The sequence below is a fragment of the Burkholderia pyrrocinia genome (assembly GCF_001028665.1).
Taxonomy (GTDB): domain Bacteria; phylum Pseudomonadota; class Gammaproteobacteria; order Burkholderiales; family Burkholderiaceae; genus Burkholderia; species Burkholderia pyrrocinia.
Map to the genome: position 1 here is coordinate 1,983,226 of NZ_CP011504.1, position 22,064 is coordinate 2,005,289.

19 protein-coding genes and 3 pseudogenes are annotated in these 22,064 nt (G+C 61.3%); 16 read left to right on the forward strand and 6 right to left on the reverse strand.

What is annotated here, in order from left to right:
- Nucleotides 1-2 precede the first annotated feature (2 nt).
- On the forward strand, nucleotides 3-992 hold the full coding sequence (locus ABD05_RS25045) for a CobW family GTP-binding protein (protein WP_047902710.1): 990 nt from the start codon (nucleotides 3-5) through the stop codon (nucleotides 990-992).
- A gap of 175 nt (nucleotides 993-1,167) precedes the next feature.
- Here ABD05_RS25045 and ABD05_RS25050 read toward each other — a convergent pair whose 3' ends face one another.
- Together ABD05_RS25050 and ABD05_RS25055 are read right to left on the reverse strand one after the other, a co-directional pair.
- Nucleotides 1,168-2,052, reverse strand: a complete 885-nt coding sequence (locus ABD05_RS25050) for a DMT family transporter (RefSeq protein ID WP_053059974.1) — start codon at nucleotides 2,050-2,052, stop codon at nucleotides 1,168-1,170.
- Nucleotides 2,053-2,252: 200 nt separating this feature from the next.
- Nucleotides 2,253-3,158, reverse strand: a complete 906-nt coding sequence (locus tag ABD05_RS25055) for a LysR substrate-binding domain-containing protein (protein ID WP_238594121.1) — start codon at nucleotides 3,156-3,158, stop codon at nucleotides 2,253-2,255.
- A 212-nt stretch (nucleotides 3,159-3,370) separates the two neighbouring features.
- Here ABD05_RS25055 and ABD05_RS25060 point away from each other — a divergent pair, with 212 nt between their 5' ends.
- From ABD05_RS25060 to ABD05_RS25075, 4 genes are all read left to right on the forward strand, one after another.
- Nucleotides 3,371-4,606 carry a metal-dependent hydrolase family protein gene (locus ABD05_RS25060; protein ID WP_047902711.1) on the forward strand — a complete coding sequence of 412 codons (1,236 nt, stop codon included), beginning with the start codon at nucleotides 3,371-3,373 and terminating at the stop codon, nucleotides 4,604-4,606.
- A gap of 33 nt (nucleotides 4,607-4,639) precedes the next feature.
- Nucleotides 4,640-6,004 (forward strand): MFS transporter, encoded by a 1,365-nt coding sequence (locus ABD05_RS25065; RefSeq protein ID WP_047902712.1) that lies wholly within the window; start codon nucleotides 4,640-4,642, stop codon nucleotides 6,002-6,004.
- Nucleotides 6,001-6,546 (forward strand): GAF domain-containing protein, encoded by a 546-nt coding sequence (locus ABD05_RS25070; protein ID WP_047902713.1) that lies wholly within the window; start codon nucleotides 6,001-6,003, stop codon nucleotides 6,544-6,546. The genes ABD05_RS25065 and ABD05_RS25070 overlap by 4 nt, the downstream gene beginning before the upstream one ends.
- 184 nt (nucleotides 6,547-6,730) lie before the next feature.
- Nucleotides 6,731-7,867, forward strand: a complete 1,137-nt coding sequence (locus ABD05_RS25075; RefSeq protein WP_047902714.1) for a porin — start codon at nucleotides 6,731-6,733, stop codon at nucleotides 7,865-7,867.
- 261 nt (nucleotides 7,868-8,128) lie between these two features.
- On the opposite strand, the pseudogene ABD05_RS25080 reads toward ABD05_RS25075, so the two are convergent.
- The 4 genes and pseudogenes from ABD05_RS25080 to ABD05_RS25105 all read right to left on the reverse strand — a co-directional run bounded on the left by ABD05_RS25080 (nucleotide 8,129) and on the right by ABD05_RS25105 (nucleotide 12,057).
- Nucleotides 8,129-9,293 (reverse strand): annotated as a pseudogene (locus ABD05_RS25080) (IS3 family transposase).
- A 64-nt stretch (nucleotides 9,294-9,357) separates the two neighbouring features.
- A pseudogene (locus tag ABD05_RS36685) lies at nucleotides 9,358-9,879 on the reverse strand (Tn3 family transposase); the annotation flags it as partial.
- A 27-nt stretch (nucleotides 9,880-9,906) separates the two neighbouring features.
- Nucleotides 9,907-11,006 (reverse strand): IS3 family transposase gene (locus ABD05_RS25095; protein ID WP_148669138.1). Its coding sequence is split into 2 segments (ribosomal slippage): nucleotides 9,907-10,754 and nucleotides 10,754-11,006, totalling 1,101 coding nucleotides; the frame shifts between segments, so codons are not numbered across the junction.
- Between the two features lie 124 nt (nucleotides 11,007-11,130).
- Nucleotides 11,131-12,057, reverse strand: a complete 927-nt coding sequence (locus tag ABD05_RS25105; protein WP_047902718.1) for a LysR family transcriptional regulator — start codon at nucleotides 12,055-12,057, stop codon at nucleotides 11,131-11,133.
- Between the two features lie 311 nt (nucleotides 12,058-12,368).
- On the opposite strand from ABD05_RS25105, the gene ABD05_RS25110 reads away from it, so the two are divergent.
- From ABD05_RS25110 to ABD05_RS39025, 11 genes and pseudogenes are all read left to right on the forward strand, one after another.
- Nucleotides 12,369-13,283 (forward strand): SphA family protein, encoded by a 915-nt coding sequence (locus tag ABD05_RS25110; protein WP_047902719.1) that lies wholly within the window; start codon nucleotides 12,369-12,371, stop codon nucleotides 13,281-13,283.
- 88 nt (nucleotides 13,284-13,371) lie between these two features.
- Entirely contained in the window at nucleotides 13,372-14,532 is a 1,161-nt protein-coding gene (locus ABD05_RS25115) for an alpha/beta hydrolase family protein (RefSeq protein ID WP_047902720.1), read from the forward strand.
- Between the two features lie 31 nt (nucleotides 14,533-14,563).
- On the forward strand, nucleotides 14,564-15,520 hold the full coding sequence (locus ABD05_RS25120) for a VOC family protein (protein ID WP_047902721.1): 957 nt from the start codon (nucleotides 14,564-14,566) through the stop codon (nucleotides 15,518-15,520).
- Between the two features lie 19 nt (nucleotides 15,521-15,539).
- Entirely contained in the window at nucleotides 15,540-15,899 is a 360-nt protein-coding gene (locus tag ABD05_RS25125; protein WP_047902722.1) for a Rieske (2Fe-2S) protein, read from the forward strand.
- Nucleotides 15,900-15,934: 35 nt separating this feature from the next.
- The gene (locus ABD05_RS25130) at nucleotides 15,935-17,065 is read left to right on the forward strand and encodes an FAD-dependent oxidoreductase (RefSeq protein WP_047902723.1); all 1,131 of its coding nucleotides are present in this window, start codon (nucleotides 15,935-15,937) and stop codon (nucleotides 17,063-17,065) included.
- Nucleotides 17,066-17,080: 15 nt separating this feature from the next.
- Nucleotides 17,081-18,283, forward strand: a complete 1,203-nt coding sequence (locus ABD05_RS25135; protein WP_047902724.1) for an MFS transporter — start codon at nucleotides 17,081-17,083, stop codon at nucleotides 18,281-18,283.
- Nucleotides 18,284-18,285: 2 nt separating this feature from the next.
- Nucleotides 18,286-19,101 (forward strand): cyclase family protein, encoded by an 816-nt coding sequence (locus tag ABD05_RS25140; protein WP_047902725.1) that lies wholly within the window; start codon nucleotides 18,286-18,288, stop codon nucleotides 19,099-19,101.
- The gene (locus ABD05_RS25145; RefSeq protein ID WP_047902726.1) at nucleotides 19,098-19,694 is read left to right on the forward strand and encodes a cupin domain-containing protein; all 597 of its coding nucleotides are present in this window, start codon (nucleotides 19,098-19,100) and stop codon (nucleotides 19,692-19,694) included. Before ABD05_RS25140 ends, ABD05_RS25145 begins: the two co-directional genes overlap by 4 nt.
- Nucleotides 19,691-20,698, forward strand: a complete 1,008-nt coding sequence (locus tag ABD05_RS25150) for a fumarylacetoacetate hydrolase family protein (RefSeq protein WP_047902727.1) — start codon at nucleotides 19,691-19,693, stop codon at nucleotides 20,696-20,698. Before ABD05_RS25145 ends, ABD05_RS25150 begins: the two co-directional genes overlap by 4 nt.
- The gene (locus ABD05_RS25155; protein WP_047903789.1) at nucleotides 20,695-21,651 is read left to right on the forward strand and encodes an NAD-dependent epimerase/dehydratase family protein; all 957 of its coding nucleotides are present in this window, start codon (nucleotides 20,695-20,697) and stop codon (nucleotides 21,649-21,651) included. The genes ABD05_RS25150 and ABD05_RS25155 overlap by 4 nt, the downstream gene beginning before the upstream one ends.
- Nucleotides 21,652-21,706: 55 nt before the next feature.
- A pseudogene (locus ABD05_RS39025) lies at nucleotides 21,707-21,787 on the forward strand (plasmid pRiA4b ORF-3 family protein); the annotation flags it as partial.
- Nucleotides 21,788-22,064: the final 277 nt, after the last annotated feature.

Consider the following 22,064-nt stretch of genomic DNA (forward strand, 5'->3'; position numbering starts at 1 on the left):
CGATGAGTGCGCCGACTCAATTGGTGATTCTGGCCGGCATGCTTGGTAGTGGCAAGACGTCGCTGATCGAGGCTCTGCTTGCTAGCGAAACTGTCGACGTCGCAACGGCGGTGATCGTCAACGAAGTCGGCGCGGTTAACATCGACGGAGCGATACTGTCGCAATCGGCACGTGGCGCAACGCTGGCGACACTGAGTAACGGGTGTGTTTGTTGCTCTTTGAGCGACGACCTCGTAACGACGATCGACGATTTGGTCTCTACTCGAAAGCTGGCGTCGCTTCCGCCATTTGAACGCATAGTGCTTGAATGCAGCGGCTTGTCGAAACCCGGACAAGTCGTTCTCGCCCTCAGTCAACTGGCGGCGTTGAGCCTACGTGTCCATATCGTCGCGACCTACGATTGCACACGTCCACCTGCTGAGTCCGATGATGCCAACGACGCAATCGCACAGATTGGCGCGGCACACACTATCGTACTGACCAAGACGGACTTGGTTGATCACCACCTTCGGTTACTTGCCGCGGATACGGCAAGAGTCCTGAATCCTCTTGCCAGAATCGTCAATGAGCTTTCTTTCTCGGCCCGTGCGAACGAGTCGTTCCGGCATCTGGACGATCTGACGGGGACCGAGCCACTTCTCATAGACGAGAGTGCGCCAAGACCGCGTGCGCTTCTGCATCCTCGTGTTCGGGTATATCGCGCCCGGATCGCGTCATGGCCAGACTGGCATGATGTGCTTGACTGGCTCGAGAACGCCGCAGGAACAATGGGGAATCGGCTATTGAGAATGAAGGCTATCGTCCCCGGAGGCACGCCGTCACATCAGGTTCTGTTGCAGAGCGTCGGCACGACCTTCGCGGCGCCACGCCAACTTTCTTCGACAGATGCATTCGAGAATGCGGTGGTCTTCATCGTTCGCGACTTCGCGCTAGATGAGGCCGAGGAAATAGAGTCAGCCTTTCCGGTTGAGTGGAGCGTGCTGCAGCGTTAGCTTGCTCCCGGATATTCCAGCGACGAACCTTTCTCGATGTGAAAGCGTGGCCGCTGGAAGATACGACCACGGTCTTCCGGTTATAACGTTACGCTGAGGCGGTGTGTACACGCGCTCGAGCGTGAACGACGAGACGGATCATCACGACAACCGCTACGACAATCTCCGACGCTGCCTACTCGGTGGTTACTCTTTGTGCCGTTGCCGCGGGTCGTGATTTGGCCCGGCCGGTCATAGCAATGGAAATGGTGACTAGCGCAGCCCCCGTCCACGTTAGCGCGGTGACCGGCTGTTCCTGTTGGGCGCACAGGACAATGGTCGATAGAACGGGAGTCAAGTAGCTGAGCATCGCGACTTTGCCGGGATCGCAACGCTTCATCCCGTAGTCCCACAGATAGAACGCGGTGCCCATCGGCCCGATGCCCAAGTAAGCCAGTGAAGCCGTCTGTTGCAGTGAAAGACTCGGCCATTGACCCCGTACAGAGAAAAGGGCAAGGCTGGCGAGACCGGCAACAAGGCAGAACAAGCCGACGGAATGGCTCGAAACCGATTCGTATCGGGGGCCGAGCAGTGAATAGCCAGCCCAGGCAAAGGCAGATAGCAGGGCCAGCGCATATGCAATGGTTAGCGGTGCGAGTCCCAATGCTGAAGTTGAGCTAGCGGGGTGATGCACGCTGGCGAGGCAAGCAAGTGCAGCTCCGCCAAATCCGATAAGTATCCCTAGAAGGTGTCGCATTGGCGACGTGTTCGCCCGTCGTGTTGCTGGGGTGAACAGAACGATGAGCAGTGGCCAGAGATAGTGAATCAGACTCACGCCGACCGGCTCGCCGATCTGCAGGGCGTAGAAATAGAGTGCGTGGTAACCAAACATCGAAGCCGTCCCAAGCAGCGCCAAGCTGAATGGCATCCGCCATTGTCGGGCCCACGGCAGACCAATGAGGCCACCAATCGTCAGCGCGATTCCATTTACGAGCAGCGTCGGGATGTCGTGAAGCGATGCGACGCTCGCGGCCAAGGTACTCCACATCAGTATGGTGATCACGACACCGAAGAGAGCCATATGTTTCTCCAGAAATCCACACACTCTGGCACATGGCTTGAGCGAATTCTTCCGAGTTGCAGTAGGAGAAGCCGATGAAAATATCGTAGGAAATGTCGGTCGTCAGATGTGACGTTTGTCCGTGTAATAAACATCTGGTGACCAGCACTGCCCGGCAGCGCGGATGACAAGGGCAGTGATGCATCAATACGAGCCGGGGGCTACGAGCTTTCGCGTTGCCGCTGCTGACAGTACCGACATTGCCGCATTTCCGATTTTTCGTCTTCAGTGAATGTTCGCCGGGATTGATCGATGTGACGGCACTCGTGGTGCAGCCACTCGCCGAATCGCTGATAGGTCTTCATGTTGCTGCGCCAGTTAGGCGCGCAGAGGTAGTACCCAAGGGGGCTCTCAAAGCGCTGACCGAACGGCTCGATCAACTGCCCGCTCGCCAATGCCTCGCTCACGAGGCACGAGGGAACCAGCGCGACACCGAACCCTGAAATGGCTGCCTGGATGATCAGGGTGAAGAGATTGAAACCAGGGCCGATACGGGCGCTCTTGTGCTCGTCCGTATAGGCAATAAACCAGTCTTCCCAAGCCGACGGGATCTCGTTGTGCTGCAGCAGCGTGCAGTTTTTCAGGTCGTTGACGTGTTGGATGGCATGCCGGTCTCGATACGCCGGAGAACAGACCACGCTCGTTTCCTTGCCGATCAGATACGTAGCCTCGGCAATCGACCAGTCACCGTAGCCGTATTGAATCGACGCGTCGTGGTCAGGCGCGGCCTCCATGTTGTCGATGGTGTAGCGCACGAAGTTGATCGTGATGTCAGGGTTGAGCGATCTGAACGCTTCAAGCCTGGAGAGCAGCCAGTTAGCCGCGAAAGTGGGCGCGACAGACAAATTCAACAAATGGGTATGCCTGGCGGTGGACATCACCTGTGTAGTGGCGCCTTCCAACGCCTGTAGAGCGGGCCGTACCTGCTTGAGGTAGTTCTCACCGATATGGGTGAGCGCCAGGCCGTTTCGGGATCGAATGAAAAGCGGATGTCCGAGGTAATCCTCGAGCTCAGCGATATGTCTGCTGATTGCACTCTGCGTCACGAACAGCTGCTTTGCTGCCATCGAAAACGACAGGTGCCGTGCCGAAACGATGAAGGAATTCAGCTCCGAGATTGTGGGGCAACGTCTGCGCATAGCGTGTATGAGTACTACTCATGGAGGTAGAACTATTTGGCGGAGATCTGACGGAGAAACTTGCAGACGCACGTTTTTGCCGTCGCTACTCTCTGGTGCGTTATGACAAAGACAAACGCGCTGCCCGCGCGTCAGGAGATATGCAACCAATCCTCATCCGAAATTCCAGGGTTCTCGATACGAGAAACCTTGAGCTGCATTCTACCCATGCCGTCCTGATTCGGGATGGCATCATCGAGAAAATTAGTGATGCAGATCTCCTCTTCGAAGGCGCGGTGGAAATCGACGCCAAGGGCATGACCCTGATGCCTGGACTGATCGACTGTCACGTGCATGTGATGGCTTCCTCTTTCAACTTGGGAGCGGTCGCTCGCATGCCTAACGCGCTGGCGTTGCTTCGATCACTGCCGATCATGAAGGGTATGCTGGATCGCGGTTTTACCGCAGTGCGCGACGCCGGCGGTGCCGACTGGGCACTCGCTGAGGCCGTGAAAACCAGACAGATCGTTGGGCCACGCCTCTTCTGCGCCGGAAAGGCGTTGTCCCAGACTGGCGGACATGGCGATTTTCGCGCCCGCAATGACATCCTCGAAGATCCCTGCGCGTGCGCGTACAAGATTGGCAACATCGCACGCGTGGTCGATGGCGTCGATGCATGCCGCCTTGCGGTCCGCGAGGAAATCCTGAAAGGCGCGTCGCAGATCAAGGTAATGGCCTCTGGTGGGGTAGCGTCGCCCAATGATCCGATCAACAACATGGGTTTTTCCGAGGCGGAGCTTCGCGCCATCGTGGAAGAGGCGGGTAACGCCAACACGTATGTCATGGCGCACGCTTATACACCCAAGGCCATTACACGAGCCGTCCAGTGTGGCGTGCGCACTATCGAGCACGGCAACTTGGTAGATGAGCCGACAGCCCAGTTGATGAAAGAGAAGGGCGTCTACATGGTGCCCACGCTCATCACGTACGAGGGATTGGCCAATGAAGGGCACAAGTACGGCTTGCCGCTGGAGTCAACGCGCAAGATTGCCGGGGTACGCACCAATGGCTTGGAAGCATTGAAGGTGCTGGATACGGCTGGCGTGAAGATGGGTTACGGCTCCGACCTGCTGGGCGAAACCCACTACATGCAGTCCGAAGAACTACTCCTGCGTGCCAAGGTCCTGGGCAACGCCAAGACGATTCAGCAGGCGACTTTGATTGGCGCCGAGATTCTGAATCACACGGGTCTGCTGGGTGAGGTCGCGGAGCGGGCTTATGCCGATCTACTGCTGATCGACGGCAACCCGCTCGATGACATCGCATTGCTGACCCAGCATGACACCGCCATCAAGCTCGTCATGCAGGACGGCGTAATCCACAAGAACTGCCTCTGATCGGCATCCTCCCTTCGTCCTTGAGAACAATCTATGTCTTATACCGTATCGGAACGCCTGGAGCGTTTGCCGTTCAGCCGCTTTCATCTGAAGCTTCTTATTATCGGTGGCTTGGGGTTGGCCTTTGAAGCGCTGGACGCAGGCATCATCGCGTTCATCTTGCCATCCCTGCGCGCCAAATGGGATCTCACGGGCGGCCAGACTGGCTGGATCGCCAGCAGTACCTATGTCGGCTTCCTGGTGGGGGCGTTATTGTCGGGGTTACTCGGTGACCGCTTCGGCCGCAAAGGGGTGATGATGTGGTCGCTGGTGTTGTTTTGCGTTGGCACCTTCGCTAACGCGTTCGCGACAAATTTTCACGAGTTCTACATCCTGCGCATGATCGCCGGTATAGGAATGGGGGCCGAGGGTGCGATTATCGCACCGTATCTGGCGGAGTTCGTCAGCAGCCGCTACCGCGGCCGCTTCACGGGCGCCCTGGCTGGGTTCTTCTCGTTCGGCTTCGTCCTCTCCGCAATTCTGGGCTATCTCGTCGTGCCGACAGGTCCCAACGGCTGGCGTTATCTGATGATCATTGCGGCGCTACCGGTGGTGTTCTTGCTGTGGATGCGGCGTGCACTGTTCGAGTCCCCGCGCTGGCTTGAAGAGATGGGCCGCCATGGCGAGGCAGCGCGCGTGTGCGATGCAATCGAAACTCAAGTGACGCGCGCCACGGGCCAGCCCTTGCCGGTACCCCAAAAGAACCCCCACCGCACAGCGCCGTCGGGTGCTGCCGGGCATGCCAATTTCTTTGGCCGGCTGGCTGTGCTGTTCAAGCCGCAGTACCTCACCACCACGATTGTGGTCTGGGCGCTTTGGATCGCCGTCATCTTTTGCTACTACGCATTCCTGGTTTGGATCCCGAGTCTTCTGGTAGCCAAAGGGTTCACCGTTACCAGGAGCTTTTCGTTCACCATCTTGATCTATCTGGCACAGATCCCCGGCTATTACTCCGCAGCCTATCTGAACGACAAGATCGGTCGCAAATACACCATCCTGGTCTACATGCTTGTCGCTTGTCTGGCGGCGCTGGGCCTGCCATTCGCAGCCGGCGATACAGAGATTGTCCTCTATAGCATGCTGCTGTCTTTTGGCATGAACGGTGTGATCGCCGGCCAGTACACCTACACGGCAGAGATTTACCCTACATCTATCCGTGCTACTGGGATGGGCACTGCTTCGGCGTTGGCCCGTATCGGTTCGATTGCTTCGCCTACGATCGTCGGCGCTGCCTATCCGGTGCTGGGCTTTGGGGGGGTGTTCGCGTTGATCACGGGGGTGCTCTTCGTCGGCGGATTGGGCATTCTGTTCTTCGGCAAAAGCACGCAAGGCCTCACCCTGGAGGGCATCAACGAATGAAGCACGGGTATACATTGGATCATCTCGGACGAGCCGCGCATGCGGTGGGTCTTGCCGAAGACGTTGAGACGCAGTGGACCGTGATTTCACGTCTGGCCGAATCCGTCTTCGGCTACAGCCTGCTGACCGGGTTGGTTTACTTTCCGGAGCAGCGCCTGATGCGCCGCATCTTCTCGACGGACGAAACGGTGAGCCCGCTAGGCGGATTCAAGGCCACGGGAAAGGGACCCTGGTCGGCACGAGTGTTGGACCAAGGGCTGCCGTACGTCGGCAACAATGAGGCCGATATTCGCTCCGTGTTTTCCGAAGCGGAACTGCTGATCAAGCGCGGCCTGCATTCCGTGCTCAATCTTCCCATTTTTGCCACGGGCCGAGTGATTGGCTCGCTAAATTTTCTGCATCACCGGGATGCCTACGCTCACGTCGACGAGCGAGTAATGCACCTCGTGTCAGGAATTTGCGTACCGACGTTCCTTCTGGCAAGAGATGGGCAGCAAGAGGCGGCTGCGTCTGTGGACAGTTCAAAGCTCGATAGCGTTTAAACCATAGATGGCGCGAGACGCCAAGGAAGGCGGTCGTTACATCGATTTCGAAGTGAGAAAATCGATCCAATATTTCGTATAACTAAGTCTATCGGGCCAATAAATCGCTTCGCTTCATCGGCGTCCACTTGGGCACGATCGAGGCGACGCCAACGAGAATCCACATCATAGGTTAGGAGCATCAATGAAAAAGGCATGTCTTGCAGCGGTGTTCGTGTCGGCTGCAGCAGGGGCCCATGCGCAGAGCGTGGTTACGCTGTATGGGACGGTGGACGACGGCGTGACCTACACCAACAATCAGGGGGGGCATAGCAATATTCAGGCGTCGAATGGTGCTCTTGGAAGCAGCAAATTTGGCTTCCTGATAAAAGAAGATCTCGGCGGAGGCTATAGTGCGCTTGCACGCCTGGAGAATGGCTTCGACATCAACAAAGGAACGCTGAACAACGGTGGCCGCCTGTTTGGCCGACAGGCATACGTGGGGGTAGGTTCACCGTTCGGCATAATGACGATGGGACGTCAGTATGACTTGGTCCTCGATTCATTGATCGGCTTGTCAGCGTCGAGTCGCTTTGGCGGCATCCTTGCGGCGCATGCCGCGGATGTCGATAACGTATGGGGTGATTATTCGCTGAGCAATTCGGTGAAGTATGTCTCGCCGAACTTTGCAGGCTTCAAAGTTTCTGCTTTGTTCAGTTTCGGGGGCGTCGCCGGTGATTTCTCCAACGGGAAGAAGGAGTCCGTCAGTCTGAGTTACTCTGACGACGCGCTCAGTGCAGCGGCTGTCTTCTCTCGAATAGACAATCCGGCCACCTCTATCTATGACGCATCCGCGGCTCCGGTCGCGGGAGGTGTCTTTGCCAATCCAATCACCAATCCGATATTCAGCGGATACACGTCAGCGCGTGCTTTGCAGGTCGCCGGTGCCGGCGTCAACTATCGAATGGGGCGAGCACTGGTCGGGTTCACATATACGAATACTCGGTTTGAAGACGTGGTGCGTACCTCTTCGACGCCATTCTCCGGAACCGCGACGTTCAACAATTTCGAAGCCCTCGCTACCTACAATCTAACACCCGCCTTCATGCTGGGAGCGTCCTACGACTATACCAAGGCCGAATCTGCGAAGTACCTGCAGCTCAACGTGGGTGCCTTGTACAACCTTTCCAAGCGAACGCTGCTCTACGCGACGACTTCGTGGGAGCGCGCGACGGGTATAGATTCGACTGGGAAAGCCGCGGTCGCTGCGTTGACATTCCTGACGCCTTCTTCGACGAGCAACCAAGTGGCTGTTCGCGCAGGTATTCGGCATAACTTCTGATAGAAGGGCGATGCCACCGACCGTCCCGTTGCTTCGCGGGGCGGCCGAAGCAGGGGCTCGCGATTTTCGTGCACTTCTTGGTTTGCTAACTTCGAGCCTGAACGGCGTGGATTGTGCCGATCCATATTAGTTGAGATACACGGGTGATCTGCCAACTTTTTGCAAACGCCTTGGTGACCTTTTTGTGAGGGGCGATCACACGCTCGCCCCTCGGTTTCCAACCAACCGGCGGGAATCGGGCCAACAGGCAAAGTGTAGTGGTCAACTAATCCCGGACACTGCGTTAAGTTTTTCTTCCGCAACCGCCGGCGCCAGTCCGTCATTGAACTGATGCGGCCGTATCCAGTTGTACCGGTGCATCAGGTAGTGGCTGATGTCCCGGTGTGCCTCCTGCGCCGACATGTAGCCCACTGACGGTAGCCATTCGGTCTTGAAGCTGCGGAACAGCCTCTCCATCGGGGAGTTATCCCAACAATTTCCTCGACGGCTCATGCTCTGCTGTATCCGATAGCGCCAGAGGCGCTGACGGAATTTCCGGCTTGCATATTGGCCGCCTTGATCCGAGTGAAACAGCAAGCCTTGCGGTCGACCACGTTGCTCATAGGCCATCTCCAACGCCTGCACGACCAGATCGCGGCATCAGGGCGTGTCGAGAACGCCCAGCCAACAACCCGACGCGTGAACAGGTCGAGTACTACGGCCAGATAATGCCAACGGCCCTGCGCCCAGACATACGTGATGTCACCACACCACACCTGATTCGGCGTACCAACCTCGAATTCGCGATTGAGATGGTTCGGGATATCGATCCGCTCGACCGTGGCCTGCTTGTAGGCATGGCGGCCCGGCTGCTTGCAGATCAACCCGAGTTCTTCCATCAAGCGGCTGACCTTGAAGCGGCCAATCGCCGTACCTTCCTCGCGCATCATGCCCATGATGCTGCGACTGCCAGCAGAGCTTCGACTCTCGATGAACAGCTCGTGTACCCGGCTACGCAGTGCCATTCGCTCGGCATCAACGCGTCGGGCTCGCCCTCGGTGTGCATACAGGCAGGACCGCGACACGTCGAATACCGCGCAGATCAGCTCGACCGATTCGCTTGCGCCAATCTGATCAATTACTTCGTACGTTCGATGCCTTCCGACATCAAGAGCGCGGTAGCCTTTTTTAAAATGGCCTTCTCACGCTCGAGGCGTTCGATACGCGCCTCGAGTTCCTGAATACGCTGTTGATCCGGCGTGATTGCCTTGCCCTGCGGCGTGACGCCCTGGCGTTCCATCTGAAGTTGCTGCACCCAGCGGCGCAGCACCGTCTCGCCGACGCCGATCGAGCGGCTTGCTTCCATATGGCTATAGCCCTGGTCGAGCACCAGACAGGCGGCTTGCTGTTTGAACTCCGGGGAAAACGTACGTCGTTGCTTGCTCATCAGACACCTCTTCATGGCGAACATTCTCGCCTAAATCAGTGTCCGGATTCATTAGACCACTACAATGTACCGCCTCGCCCCGATTCAACGCGTGTTGCAACTCTGACCGAAAGACAGCATTGGTGAAGTAGTCGATCAAAAAGATGCTTCTGAATAAGCGTCCGATATGAACACCGCCATCGTACACTGCCTGCCCTCGAGCAGCCGAGCCGAATCTGGCAATTGCCTCGACAGCTGTACATTGGCCCGAGCGGATAGACGCCGCGACCCTCACGAACTCGTCCCACACATCAACGATAAGTCCGAGTCGGACGTCTCGATCGGTGATTCCTGCGAGCCGCGCTGGTATCGTCTGACTGCGAGGCACGTGGAGGCGACGGTCGCGAAGGTGAGACAGGCGAGGGCACAAATCGAACCCAAGCGCCCGGGAAATGCCCATAGCGAAATCGGTATAGCCATGGGTGTCGACGGCAAGTTGGGCGATGTCCTTTGTCGCGCTTTGCCGGACGACGCCTTCGATTGCTGCGCCGGCCTGCCGCTCGTTCAGGATGACGGGCTGGTCGTAGAAAATGCCCCAGCGATCGAGTGACCTGCGGCGGAATTTTGTGACCAGTCAGGCAGTGAGTCTCGTGTCGATATTATCGGAATCCAGCCAGGCTCGACGGACCGTGGCGGGAGGTTGATAGCGGTGCGCGCTATGGGGCCGGCGCTCGTTGTAGAACTGCCGCCAGCGTTCAATGAGCACCTTGGCTTCGGCGCGGCTGCGGAAGCATTCCCGGTTCAACAATTCGTCACGCAACTTGCCGTTGAAGCTCTCGACGAACCCGTTTTGCCACGGACTGCCGGGCGTGATGAAGGCCGGACCGATGGCAGCATCCCGCAGCCAGCGCATGACCTTGGCAGCGGTAAATTCGGCGCCGTTGTCAGACCGAATGAACGCGGGCTTGCCGTACAGCCGCATCAGTCGCGACAGCGTCAGGATGACATCCTGCGACCGCAAGCTGGCGCCGACTTCGATCGCCAGGCACTCGCGGGTGTATTCATCGATCACGCAAAGCATCTTCAACGCCCGCCCATCGACCAGTTGATCGTGCACGAAGTCGTAGCTCCAGACCGAATTCGGCTGTGTCGCACCGGGCAAGCGAATGTCGTTGCCACAACGACGCCGGCGAGGACGCCGCCGTGGAATGTTGAGCCGCAAGGCTTGCCACATTCGCCGCACGCGCGATTCGCCCAGCGCCAGCCAAGCCGACATCCGCCGGTAGCCGAAGCGCGGCACTTCCTGCGCGGCCGCCATCAGCCTCTCGCCCAGGCTCCGATCCTCCTCCGGTTGCTTGAGCGTATAGGTGGCCACCCGGCGACTCAGCCCCAGATAGCAACATGCCTTGAGTTGCGAGAGACCCCGCCGAGTCAGGACTTCCAGCGCTTCGCGCCGGCCCGTTGGGGTATTCATTTTTTTCGGCTGAATTCCTTCAGTCCGTCGATGACCAGCAATTGCTCGGCAATCAGGCGCTTGAGCCGCTCGTTCTCCGATTCCAGATCCATGAGCCGACGGGCGTCGGCCACATCCATGCCGCCGAACTTGTTGCGCCAACGATAGAACGTCTGTTCTGAGATGTTGTGGCGCTTGCACAGATCCTTCACCGGCTCGTCCCGGCTCTCGGCCTCGCGCAAAATCCGGATGATCTGCTCGTCGGTAAATCGCTTCTTCATCGAGTTCTCCTTGCCTCTAAGATAAAAGAGAACTCACTTGCCAAACGGCTACAAGAAACGTCCCAGGTCACGTGGATCGATGATGGTCGGCGTTGCGGCCGATGCCAGATCCGCGTGAGCTTGCTTAGCGAGCGTCATGGCGCGCGTCGTCCATCTTCGCGACAGCCTCTTTCAGCAGCCCGCGCAACCAGGTGAGTCCGGGGTCCGAGGTCCGATGCTTGTGCCATTGCATCGCCTGCTCCAGCGTCGGAACCGGCACCGGCGCGTCCCGCAGCACGATGGGCAGGCTGCGTGCGGCCTCTTCGGCGAGCCGTCGGTGCATGGTGGCGATCCGGTTCGTGCCGACCAGCAGATGGGCCGGCGACACGAAGCTGTACGTGCTCGCCTCGACGCGCCTCACGACGCCGAGCCGCTGCATGAACCAGTCTTCGAGCGTCGTCTGTGCGTCGCCGACCTGCACGACGACGTGCCCGGCCGCCAGGTAGCGCTCGTTCGTCATCTCGCCCTGCGAGAGGGGGCTGTGGCTCCACATCACGCAGCAGTAGGTTTCCTCGAGCAGCACCTCGGCCGGATGCTCGGTCGAACAATACTCCTTGGGAATGATCAGCAGATCTGCTTCACCACGCTCGAGTAAGCGATGGGGATAGGCGACCTGCGGGCGCAGCTCGAATCGGATGCCGGGTGCCACCTTGTAAGCGAGCGCAAACAGGTGCGGCATGAGCGTCGTCATCGTGTAGTCCGAAACGAACAGGCGGAACAGCCGGTTCGCTTGCGCCGGCACGAATTCGGGCTGAGCCGCCACCGTCGCGTCGACGCGCACGAGGATGTCGCGCACGGCATCCTTGAGCGCCTCGGCGCGCTGCGTCGGCTCCATCCTGCGGCCGACCTGAACGAGCAGTTCGTCGTTGAAGTATTCGCGCAACCGCGAAAGCGCGTTGCTCATCGCCGACTGGCTCAGGTGAATCTTTTCGGCCGCCCGGCTGATGTTCTGTTCGCTCAGGAGCGCGTCGAGCGCCACGAGCAAGTTGAGGTCGAGCTTGTTGAACCGCATGCGTGCTGTCTCCGTTCTCCTCTTCGCTGCCGCGTGACCGCGCCGCATGCGATATCAGGGTTTAACCTGAAAGTATTGACGCCGTCGATATCGGCAATGGATCGAATCCATTTTTAGGATACATCAGCCTGTCTTAACCTAGCCACATCTCGATACGACGGCAAGCGACGCATCGCATCGCATCGGGAGGCCAGCGTCAGGGGCAATTTCGGTTCGAACGTACCGCTGCACCTCGGCCGTCTGCACCGCGCTTTCCACTATTAAAAGAGACGCCGGGCGGCGCAAACGCGCCCCCAGGTAGAGGAGACAGCATGTCCACGAAACTGATCGCAGCCGTTGTCGGTTGCGCCGTGTTGGCGACGGGTTCGATGAAGGACGCACAGGCGTTCGAAGGCGGCGTTTCGCCGTATCCGGCCGGCGCGGTCGGAACGAACATCGCCAACCTGCCGCCGATCCCCGGCCTGTTCGCGCTGGAACAGTTCAACTACAGCTTTGCGAACGGCCTCTATGGCAACGACGGCAAGAAACTGCCGATTCCGTTCCATACGTCGGTGTTCTCGGAAACCACGCGCCTGCTTGCGGCGTATCCGTTCCACCTGCTTGGCGCAAACGTCTATACGCAGCTGGTCATTCCCGTTGTGTCCTTGCACAGCACGGTGTTCGGGCAGTCGGGCACACAGAACGGCCTCTCCAACATCACGCTGACGCCTGTGTTGCTGCAATGGAATCTCTCGCCGAACCTGGCGATCGCGTCGGGCATCGACGTTGCGTTCGAGACGGGTTCCTATAGCCCGGTCAAATCGAGCGTCGCGGTGGGGTACACCTCGGTGCAGCCAGTGATCTCGATTCGCTACAACGTCCCCAACGGAATCGACGTCGCACTCGCGAACCGCTTCCTGCTCAACCTGAAGAACGGCACGACGGACTACAGCTCGGGCGACGGTTACGTCGCCGAGTTCAACGCCGGCTGGAACTTCGGCCCATGGAAGCTCGGCGTGGTCGGCGCGTACCTGAACCAGTTCAGCGACGATAAGGCCGGCGGCGTGAGCGTGGGCAATCGCATGCGCACCTTCGGCATCGGCCCGTCGGTCGTGTACGACGCCAGAAGCTGGAACGTCAACCTCAATTATCAGCAAGGCATCTATGCCGCCAACACGGCCAAGAGCAGCAGCGTCTGGCTGAACATCGCCATCCCGTTGTGGGCAGGCTTCGGGCGCAAGGGCTGAGCATCGTCTCGCACGCCGGACCGCGCGCGAGAACCCGGTCGTCAGCGCCGTCATCGAGCAATACGCAATTTCAATCGAGGCAATCAGCATGTTCCGATACTTTCCTACCAACTATGTTTGGAATCTGTCCGTCAATCTCGCCATCGAAATGGGGGCGCGCATCGGCGAAATCGAGGACATGTGCGGTCCGCTCCAGGAAGCGGCCAGGCAGCCGGACGCGGACGGCACACGTGCGTTTCGCGAAGCGTGGGTCGACAAGGCCGATCGTCTTTGCGATCTCGCACGGGACGACGAGGCCCTGGGGAGGCGGCTGTCGGCGGGCGAGAAATACAAGCGTGCCGCGATCTACCTGATCACGGCCGAGCGCATGCTCGCGCACGATGCCCCAGGGCGCCTCGATCTGTACCAACGCTCGCTCGATACGTTCGACAAAGGCATCGCGCTCGCCGGCGACAACTGCGAGCGCGTCGCGATTCCGTACGGCGACAATCATCTTTCCGGACTCCTTGTGAAAGCGAAGAACGCCGATGCGCGCAGTCCGCTGCTCGTGCAGGTCAACGGGCTCGATTCGACCAAGGAAATGAAGTACTTCGTGGGATTGCCGGCATGGCTGGCCGCGCGCGGCGTATCGTCGTTGATCGTCGACCAGCCCGGCACCGGCGAAGCGTTGCGGCTGCAAGGCCTGAATGCGGTTTACAACTCGGAGGTCTGGGCGAGCAGGATCGTCGACTGGCTCGAGGGCCGGGACGACGTCGATCCGAAGCGGATCGGCATGGAGGGCGTGTCGCTCGGCGGCTACTACTGCCCGCGCGCGGTCGCGTTCGAGCCGCGCTTCGCCTGCGGTGTGGTGTGGGGCGCCAACCACGACTGGCGCGACGTCCAGAAAAAGCGCCTGCAGCGCGAAGGCAACTTCCCGGTGCCGCACTACTGGAAGCACGTCTGCTGGGTCTGGGGCGCGAAGGATATCGACGACTTCATGCGCATCGCCGAAGACGTGCATCTCGACGGTGTGCTCGATCGCATCAAGGTGCCGTTCCTCGTCACGCATGGCTCGCAGGATTCGCAGATTCCGGTCGCCTGGGCGCACCGCACCTACGAGCAACTCGTGAACAGCCCCAAGCGAGAACTCAAGATCTTCACCGAGCGTGAAGGCGGCGTTCAGCATTCGAGCTTCGACAACTCGATCAACGCGGGGCATTTCATCGCCGACTGGATCGCCGAAACGCTCGGCGGACGCACCTCGCTCTGACTCATTCCCCCATCTCAAGTACGCACATCTCATGAACATCATCGGACCCGATACGCTGGTTTTCGGCGTGGACGACGTCGCCGCCTGCAGCCAATATCTGCTTGACTACGGGCTGCTGCCGGTGCGCAGCGACGACACCGGCGGCCGTTTCGAGGCACTCGACGGAACGGGCATCGACATCGCGCGCCGCGACGATCCGGCGTTGCCGCCTGCGCTCGGCACGGCAAGCATGCTGCGCAAGACGATTTACGGCGTCGCCGATGCCGCGACGCTCGATGCCATCGCGGCGGAGCTGCGCCGCGACCGCGAAGTGAGCACACTCGCAGACGGATCGATCGAATCGCTCGACGACATGGGCTTCGCGATCGGCTTCCAGGTCACCACGCGCCGTTCGCTCGTGTTGCCCGCCGAGCCCGTGAATGCGCCGGGCGCGCCTGCACAGCGCGCGCCGAACGTCGTGGCGGTGAGCGACGATGCCATGCTGACTCCGCGCACGCTTTCGCACGTCGTCTACTTCGTGCCGGATGCCGCGAAAGCCGAAGCGTTCTATGTGGAGCGTCTGGGCTTTCGCTGTACCGACCGATTCACGGGCGTCGGGCCGTTCCTGCAGCCGGCCGGCACGCTCGACCATCACACCCTGTTCATGATTCAGACGCCGCCGTTCATGAAGGGGTGCGAGCATTTCACGTTCCATATGGGCGGACCGACCGAGGTTCTGCAGGCGGGTACGCGTTTCGTCGCGAAGGGCTACCAGTCGTTCTGGGGGCCGGGGCGCCATCGCTTCGGCTCGAACTGGTTCTGGTATTTCAACAGCCCGCTCGGCTGTCACGTCGAGTACGACGCCGACATGGATCTGCACGACGATGCGTGGAACGCGCGCGAGGCGCCGATGGGCGCCGACGCATCGCAACTGTTCCTGTTCCAGCATCGCGAGAAGTGGGCGCCGGGCGGTTCTCCTGCGGGGGCAGCGTCGGCGAAGTCGGATTGACGGCGAGAATCGTTCTGCCATGTCCGAGACATACCCCGACCGTATTCCTCTCGCAAGCGTCGGCGATCTGCCCGATCCCGGTGCGCGTGGTTTCGATCCCGGCGGGCAGGGGCACGACACGCTTTTCGTCGTGCGGTACGGCACGCAGGTTCGTGCGTATCGCGACGCGTGCCCGCACTTCTTCGGCGAAACGCAGATGGCCTGGCGCAAGGACGCCTACCTGAACGGCGACGGCACCCGCATCGTCTGCCACGCGCACGGCGCGCAGTTCGACATCGCAAGCGGCGAGTGCGTACTCGGCCCGTGCCTCGGCCAGCGGCTCACGCCCGTCGAGATCGACGTGACGGACGACGGTGCCATCGTGCTGATTGCGACATGACACACCCACATCAGACATAACAAGGAGACATCCAGATGGCAGCCCCTCTTCAACACGTCCTCGTCATCGGCGGCGGTTTTTCCGGCATGGCGACGGCAATCCAGTGCGCGAAGCTCGGCCTCACCGTCGACCTCGTCGAAATCGACCCGGGCTGGCGCTCGTACGGTGCCGGCATCAGCATCGGCGGCCCCACGCTACGCGCGCTGCGCACGATCGGCGTGCTCGATGCCTTCTTCGAACGCGGCCACGGCGGCGACGGCGTGAATCTGTTTACCGCCGACGGCCAGCCCATCGGCACGCTGCCGACTCCGCGAGTGGCCGGCGAGGACGTTCCTGGCGGCGGCGCAATCATGCGCCCGGTGCTGGCCGATATTCTCGCCAAGGCCACACGTGCCGCGGGCGTGCGCGTGCAGCTCGGCTGTACCTTCTCGGGGATCGAGCCGCGCGGCGAACAGGTGGACGTGGTGTTCACGAACGGCACGCACGGTACCTACGACCTCGTGGTCGGAGCGGACGGCCTCTACTCGAAAGTGCGCGGCATTGCGTTTCCCGATGCGCCGAAGCCCCGCTATACGGGCCAGGGCGTATGGCGTGCCGTGGTGCCGCGACCGGCGGAGATCGCTTGCGCGACGATGTGGTTGGGGCCCCGGATCAAGGCGGGCGTCAATCCGGTCTCCCGGGACGAAATGTACGTCTTCGTCACCGAGGACAGGCCGACCAACGACTACATCGATCCTGGCGAATGGCCGCGCATGCTGTCCGAGTTGCTCGCATCGTTCGACGTGCCGCTGATCAAGTCCATCCGCGCGCAGATCGGCACCGAATCACGCGTCAACTACCGTCCGCTGGAAAGCCTGCTGCTGCCGACGCCCTGGTTCAGCGGGCGGGTGGTGCTCGTCGGCGACGCGGTGCACGCCACCACGCCGCATATGGCGGCGGGCGCGGGTATCGGCATCGAGGATGCGATCGTGCTGGCCGAAGAGCTGGGGCGCGGCGTGACGGTGGACGCTGCGTTGCACGCATTTCAGGCGCGCCGCTGGGAGCGCTGCCGCATGGTAGTGGAAAACTCGGGGCGCCTTGGCGAGATCGAAATCGTCGGCGGCGACCGAGACGAGCACCGGCGCATCATGCACGAGACGCACATGAATCTCGCGCGGCCGATCTGACGCAGGGGAGGCAAGATGGAAACGAACCTTTCCCCCCCGACGCCGGCGCGTGTCGACCTGTCGGCATCGACCGACACGGCGCGGCTTGGCACGTTCGGCACCGTTGCGTTGATGATCGCGCATTGCGCCGGCATGGTCGATCTGGTGGCCTTGCCGGTCTGGGTCGGCACGTTGATCGGTGCGTATCGGCTCGATCCACAGCGGGCGGGTCTGCTCGCCACGCTGTTCCTGGCCGGTGCCGTGCTGAGCAGCGTCTTTTTCTCTCCGCGCTTGAATCGGCTGCCGGCGCGCGTGATGTCGACCGTCGGCTTCGGCATCGCGGCGGGCGCGTTTCTCGGCATCGCGTTCGTGCCGGTTGATCGTTATCTGATGATGGCGGCCCTGCATGCCGTCGCGGGCGTCGCCGTCGGATGCGGCCTGAGCTTCACGCACGGCACCGTCGGGCGCAGCCGCAATCCGCATCGTCTGTTCGCGATCTCCGGCCTCGCGCTCGGTGTTTTCGCGATCGCGTTTCTCGGTGCCGTGCCGGGACTGATCGCAACGCACGGCGGTCCGACGCTGTTTCGCGTTTTTGCGGGCGTGATGGGCGTCGCCACGCTCGCATGTGCGCTCGCGTTTCCGTCGATTCAGGCGCGCCGCAACGCGGCGACCGGCGACGAGCGTCGTTTCGAGCGTGTCGTCTGGTTCGGCATGGCGGGCGTCGGCTGCATGGCGTTGACGCAGTCGATGCTGTTCAGCTTTGTCCAGCGTATCGGCCTCGATCGCGGATTCGGTTTGAGTGCCGTGATCGCGACGCTGATCGCGCTCGGCTTCGTCAACCTGTTTCCCGCTCCCGTCGCGGGGCTGCTCGAAACGCGCGTGCCGGGCCGCAAGGTCGTGCAGGCCGGCCCCGTCGTACAGGCCGTGCTCGCGCTGGTCATCACGCAAAGTACGGCGTTCGCGCCGTACGCGGCGGCCACCTCGGTCTTTGCCGCCGTAATGATCTTCACCCACACCTTCGCGTTCGGCATGCTCGCGCGCATCGACCGCACCGGCCGCGCCGTTGCCGCGACGCCGGCCATGCTGATGACGGGCGCCGCCATCGGGCCGGTGCTCGGCGGCACGCTCGTCAAGGTGTCCGGCTACGGCAGCCTCGGGATCGCCGCAGTGCTGATCGCTGCCGCTGCGGCGATCTGCTTCTCGCGGCTCGACCGCCGACCCCCATCTCCTGGAGTCTGAACATGAAACCTGTTCGACGGTTTGTCGATCTGTCCATCTATCTCGAGAACGACGTTCTCTCCGATCCGCCGCCGCTCGCGCCCAGGATCAGCTACCAGAAGCACGGCGACACGCTGCCCGAATTCATGGCGATGCTGCCGGGTACCAAACCCGAGGACTATCCCGACGGTGAAGCCGCCGCCGCGGAGTGGGTCACGCTGACGACCCACAGTGGCACCCATCTCGACGCGCCCTGGCATTTCCATTCGACGATGGATGCGAGCCTGGGCGAGGCTCGGCCTTCCATCACGATCGATCAGGTGCCGCTGGAATGGTGCTTCCAGCCGGGCGTGAAGCTCGATTTTCGGCACTTTCCGGACGGCTACGTCGCGACGGCGGCCGACGTCGAGGCCGAACTGACGCGCATCGGCCATGAACTGCAGCCGCTCGATATCGTCGTCGTGAACACGCGGGCCGGATCGCGCTACGGGCATGACGACTACGTCAATGCGGGCTGCGGCATGGGTTACGAAGCAACCATGTACCTGTTGGAGCGTGGCGTATGCCTGACCGGCACCGATGCATGGAGCTGGGATGCGCCGTTCTCCCATACCGCGAAGAAGATCGCGGAAACAGGCGATACGTCGCTGATCTGGGAAGGGCACAAGGCGGGGCGCGATATCGGCTATTGCCATCTGGAGAAGCTGCACAACCTGACAGCCTTGCCGGCGACCGGCTTCACGATCAGCTGCTTCCCGCACAAGATTCGCGGCGCGTCGGCCGGGTGGACGCGTGCCGTTGCGATTTTCGACGACACCGACGTGGAGGCAGAAGCATGAACTTTCCAGTGATTCGGCGCGTGGTGACCGGACACGATGCCGACGGCCGCGCCGTCGTCGCATCCGACGGTCCTCTGCCGACCGTGGTGGAAATCGCCGCGATTCCCGGCACCGTATTCCACGAAGTGTGGAGCACGTCGTCGAGCCCTGCGAGGGTGGACAACGGCGCCGATCCCACGCTTGACGCGCTCATGCTGCCGCCGCCGACGCACGGCACCCGTATGCGCTTCGTCGACATTCCGCCCGACACGCCGGAATTTCTTGCGCATGGGGCGGTGAAAATGCACGATGCGTTCAGCCAGATCGGTGACGCCGCAGCGTCGACGGTGAAAGCCGGGTCGCCGCATCCGCTGATGCATCGCACCGAGTCGATCGACTACGGCGTGGTGATCGAAGGCGAAATGACCTTGATCCTCGACGATGCAGAAGTCGCACTGGCGCCGGGTAGCGTGGTGATTCAGCGCGGGACCAATCATGCCTGGGCGAATCGCTCGGGCCGTCCATGCCGGATGCTGTTCGTTCTGATCGACGGCGCCTACGATCCGGCGATTGCCGCCGTGCTCGATACGCCGGCACACGGAGGCGCGCGATGAAATTCGCCACCTTGCCCGACGGCGGCGCCGATGGCCGCTTGCTGCTCGTGTCGCGCGACCTGCGCCATGCCGTCGAGGCCGCGCCGATCGCCACGACGCTGCTTGATGTGCTTGAGCGCTGGGACGCGCTCGCGCCCGGCTTGCAGGCGCGTTACAACGCATTAAACGCCGGCAGCGTGCCCGAGGCGCGTCCGTTCCATCCGGCCGCCTGCGCTGCGCCCTTGCCGCGCAGTCCGCAGTGGTGCGACGGCTCGGCGTTTCTGAATCACGGCCGCCTGATGGAGCAGGCGTTCAATACTCCGCCGATTCCCGAGTTCGATACGGTGCCGGTCATGTATCAGGGCGCTAGCGACGACTTCCTCGGTCCGGCCAGCGACGTGCCCTTGCCTGAAGAGGCCGACTGCATCGATTTCGAAGGCGAATTCGGTGTGGTGGTGGGGCACGTGCCGATGGGCGTATCGGCCGCCGGTGCGCTGCGCTGCATCCGTCTGATCGTACAGCTCAACGACTGGAGCCTGCGGGCGTTCGGCCCGCGCGAAATGAAAACGGGCTTTGGTTTCCTGCAGGCCAAGCCCTCTACGAGCTTTGCACCGGTCGCCGTCACCCCCGACGAACTCGGCGAGCACTGGCGCGACGGCCGCGTGCATCTGAGCCTGCACGTCGAATGGAACGACCGCTGGTTCGGTCACCCGCATGGACGCGAGATGAACTTCGGCTTCGGTGAACTGATCGCGCATGCGGCCCGCACGCGCCGCCTGTCGGCGGGGACGATCGTCGGGTCAGGGACGGTGTCGAATGCCGATCGCGACGCGGGCTCGGCGTGCCTCGCCGAGCGCCGCGTGATCGAAATGATCGACGAAGGGGGCGCACGCACGCGGTTCATGCGCTTTGGCGACCGGATCAGGATGACGGCGCGCGATGACGCCGGCAACGCCCCATTCGGCACGATCGACCAGCGGGTTGTGCGTGCGCCATGCGCCAACGACGGGGAGGCTCGGCCATGAGAGTACTGGTGACCGGGGCGGGCGGATTTGTCGGAACGGCATTGGTCGAACGGCTGCTGCACGACGGTATCGTGGAGCCTGGCGACGTGTCGGAATTGCTGTTGGTCGACCGGCAAGCGGGATGCCCGTACGACGATGCCCGAATCACGGCGCTGGTCGGCGATTTCAGCAGCCCGGAGATTCTCGATCCGCAGTTGTCGAAACCCGTCGACGTCGTCTTTCATCTGGCGAGCATGCCCGGCTCGCAGGCGGAGGCCGAACCGGCCGAGGGTGACCGGGTGAATCTGTCGGGCATGCTGACGCTGTTCGACCGCCTGGCGAAGCAGGCGACGGAGCAGGGGAGTGCGGCGCGCGTCGTCTATGCCAGCAGCGTTGCGGCGCTGGGCGAGTCGTTACCCCCGGCCGTGGACGAGCACACCGTGCCGCGCCCGACCATGAGCTACGGCGTGCACAAGCTGGTGGGCGAGCTGATCCTTGCCGACTGGACGCGCCGCGGCAAGCTGGATGGTCGTGCGTTACGCCTGCCGGGCATCGTGGCTCGTCCGGCGCTGTCCGCGGGACATGGATCCGCGTTCATGAGCCAGATCTTCCGCGCGGCGCAGCGCGGCCAGTCCTATACGTGTCCCGTTTCGCCTTCGGCCACCGTATGGTGGATGTCGCGCAGATGCTGCGTCGATAACCTGCTGCACGCCGCACGCCTATCCGCAGAGGGTTTGCACGCGGGCCGAGTCTGGACGCCCCCGGTGCTGCATCTGTCGGTTCAAGAGATCGTCGATGCGTTGGTCCGGCGATTCGGCGCGTTCGACATCGATTACGCTCCGGTGGGACGGATCGAGCGGCTTTTCGGACGACAACCGCCGCTGACTGATCGCCGTGCCATCGAGGCGGGATTTCAGCACGACGGTACGATCGATGCGCTTGTCACGCACGCGCTTGAGTTAGAGCCCAGTTGAGTTGAGCGGGCGCAGCGCGGTCGCATCGGGAATCGTCGTGCGAACACGCTTACGCTTCGAAGCCGAACTGTTCAATCTGCGTGCTGCCAATGCCACGCTGCTTCGCACGGCTTCCAATCGTTGGGGAAATCGATAACTCACGCCGTCAAGACGGTATCGGCTGTAAGCCTACGAGTCATCGTCGGTAGCTCGCCGAGATCCGACAGTTCATTACAGTAGCGAAACCATTCGTCGCGACACGAATCCGTCCTTCCCGGATATCGTTAGGACTCGATTTTACATAATTAACACTGACGTCGGAAAGTCAGTAGTAGCTATAGGGAATTCCAAGCTTGGCACGCGTGCGCTCCTCGTCAGGTGTGTACCGCTGAATTGCACGAGCGGGCGCTGGAGTACGGAAGCGCCGACTTGAT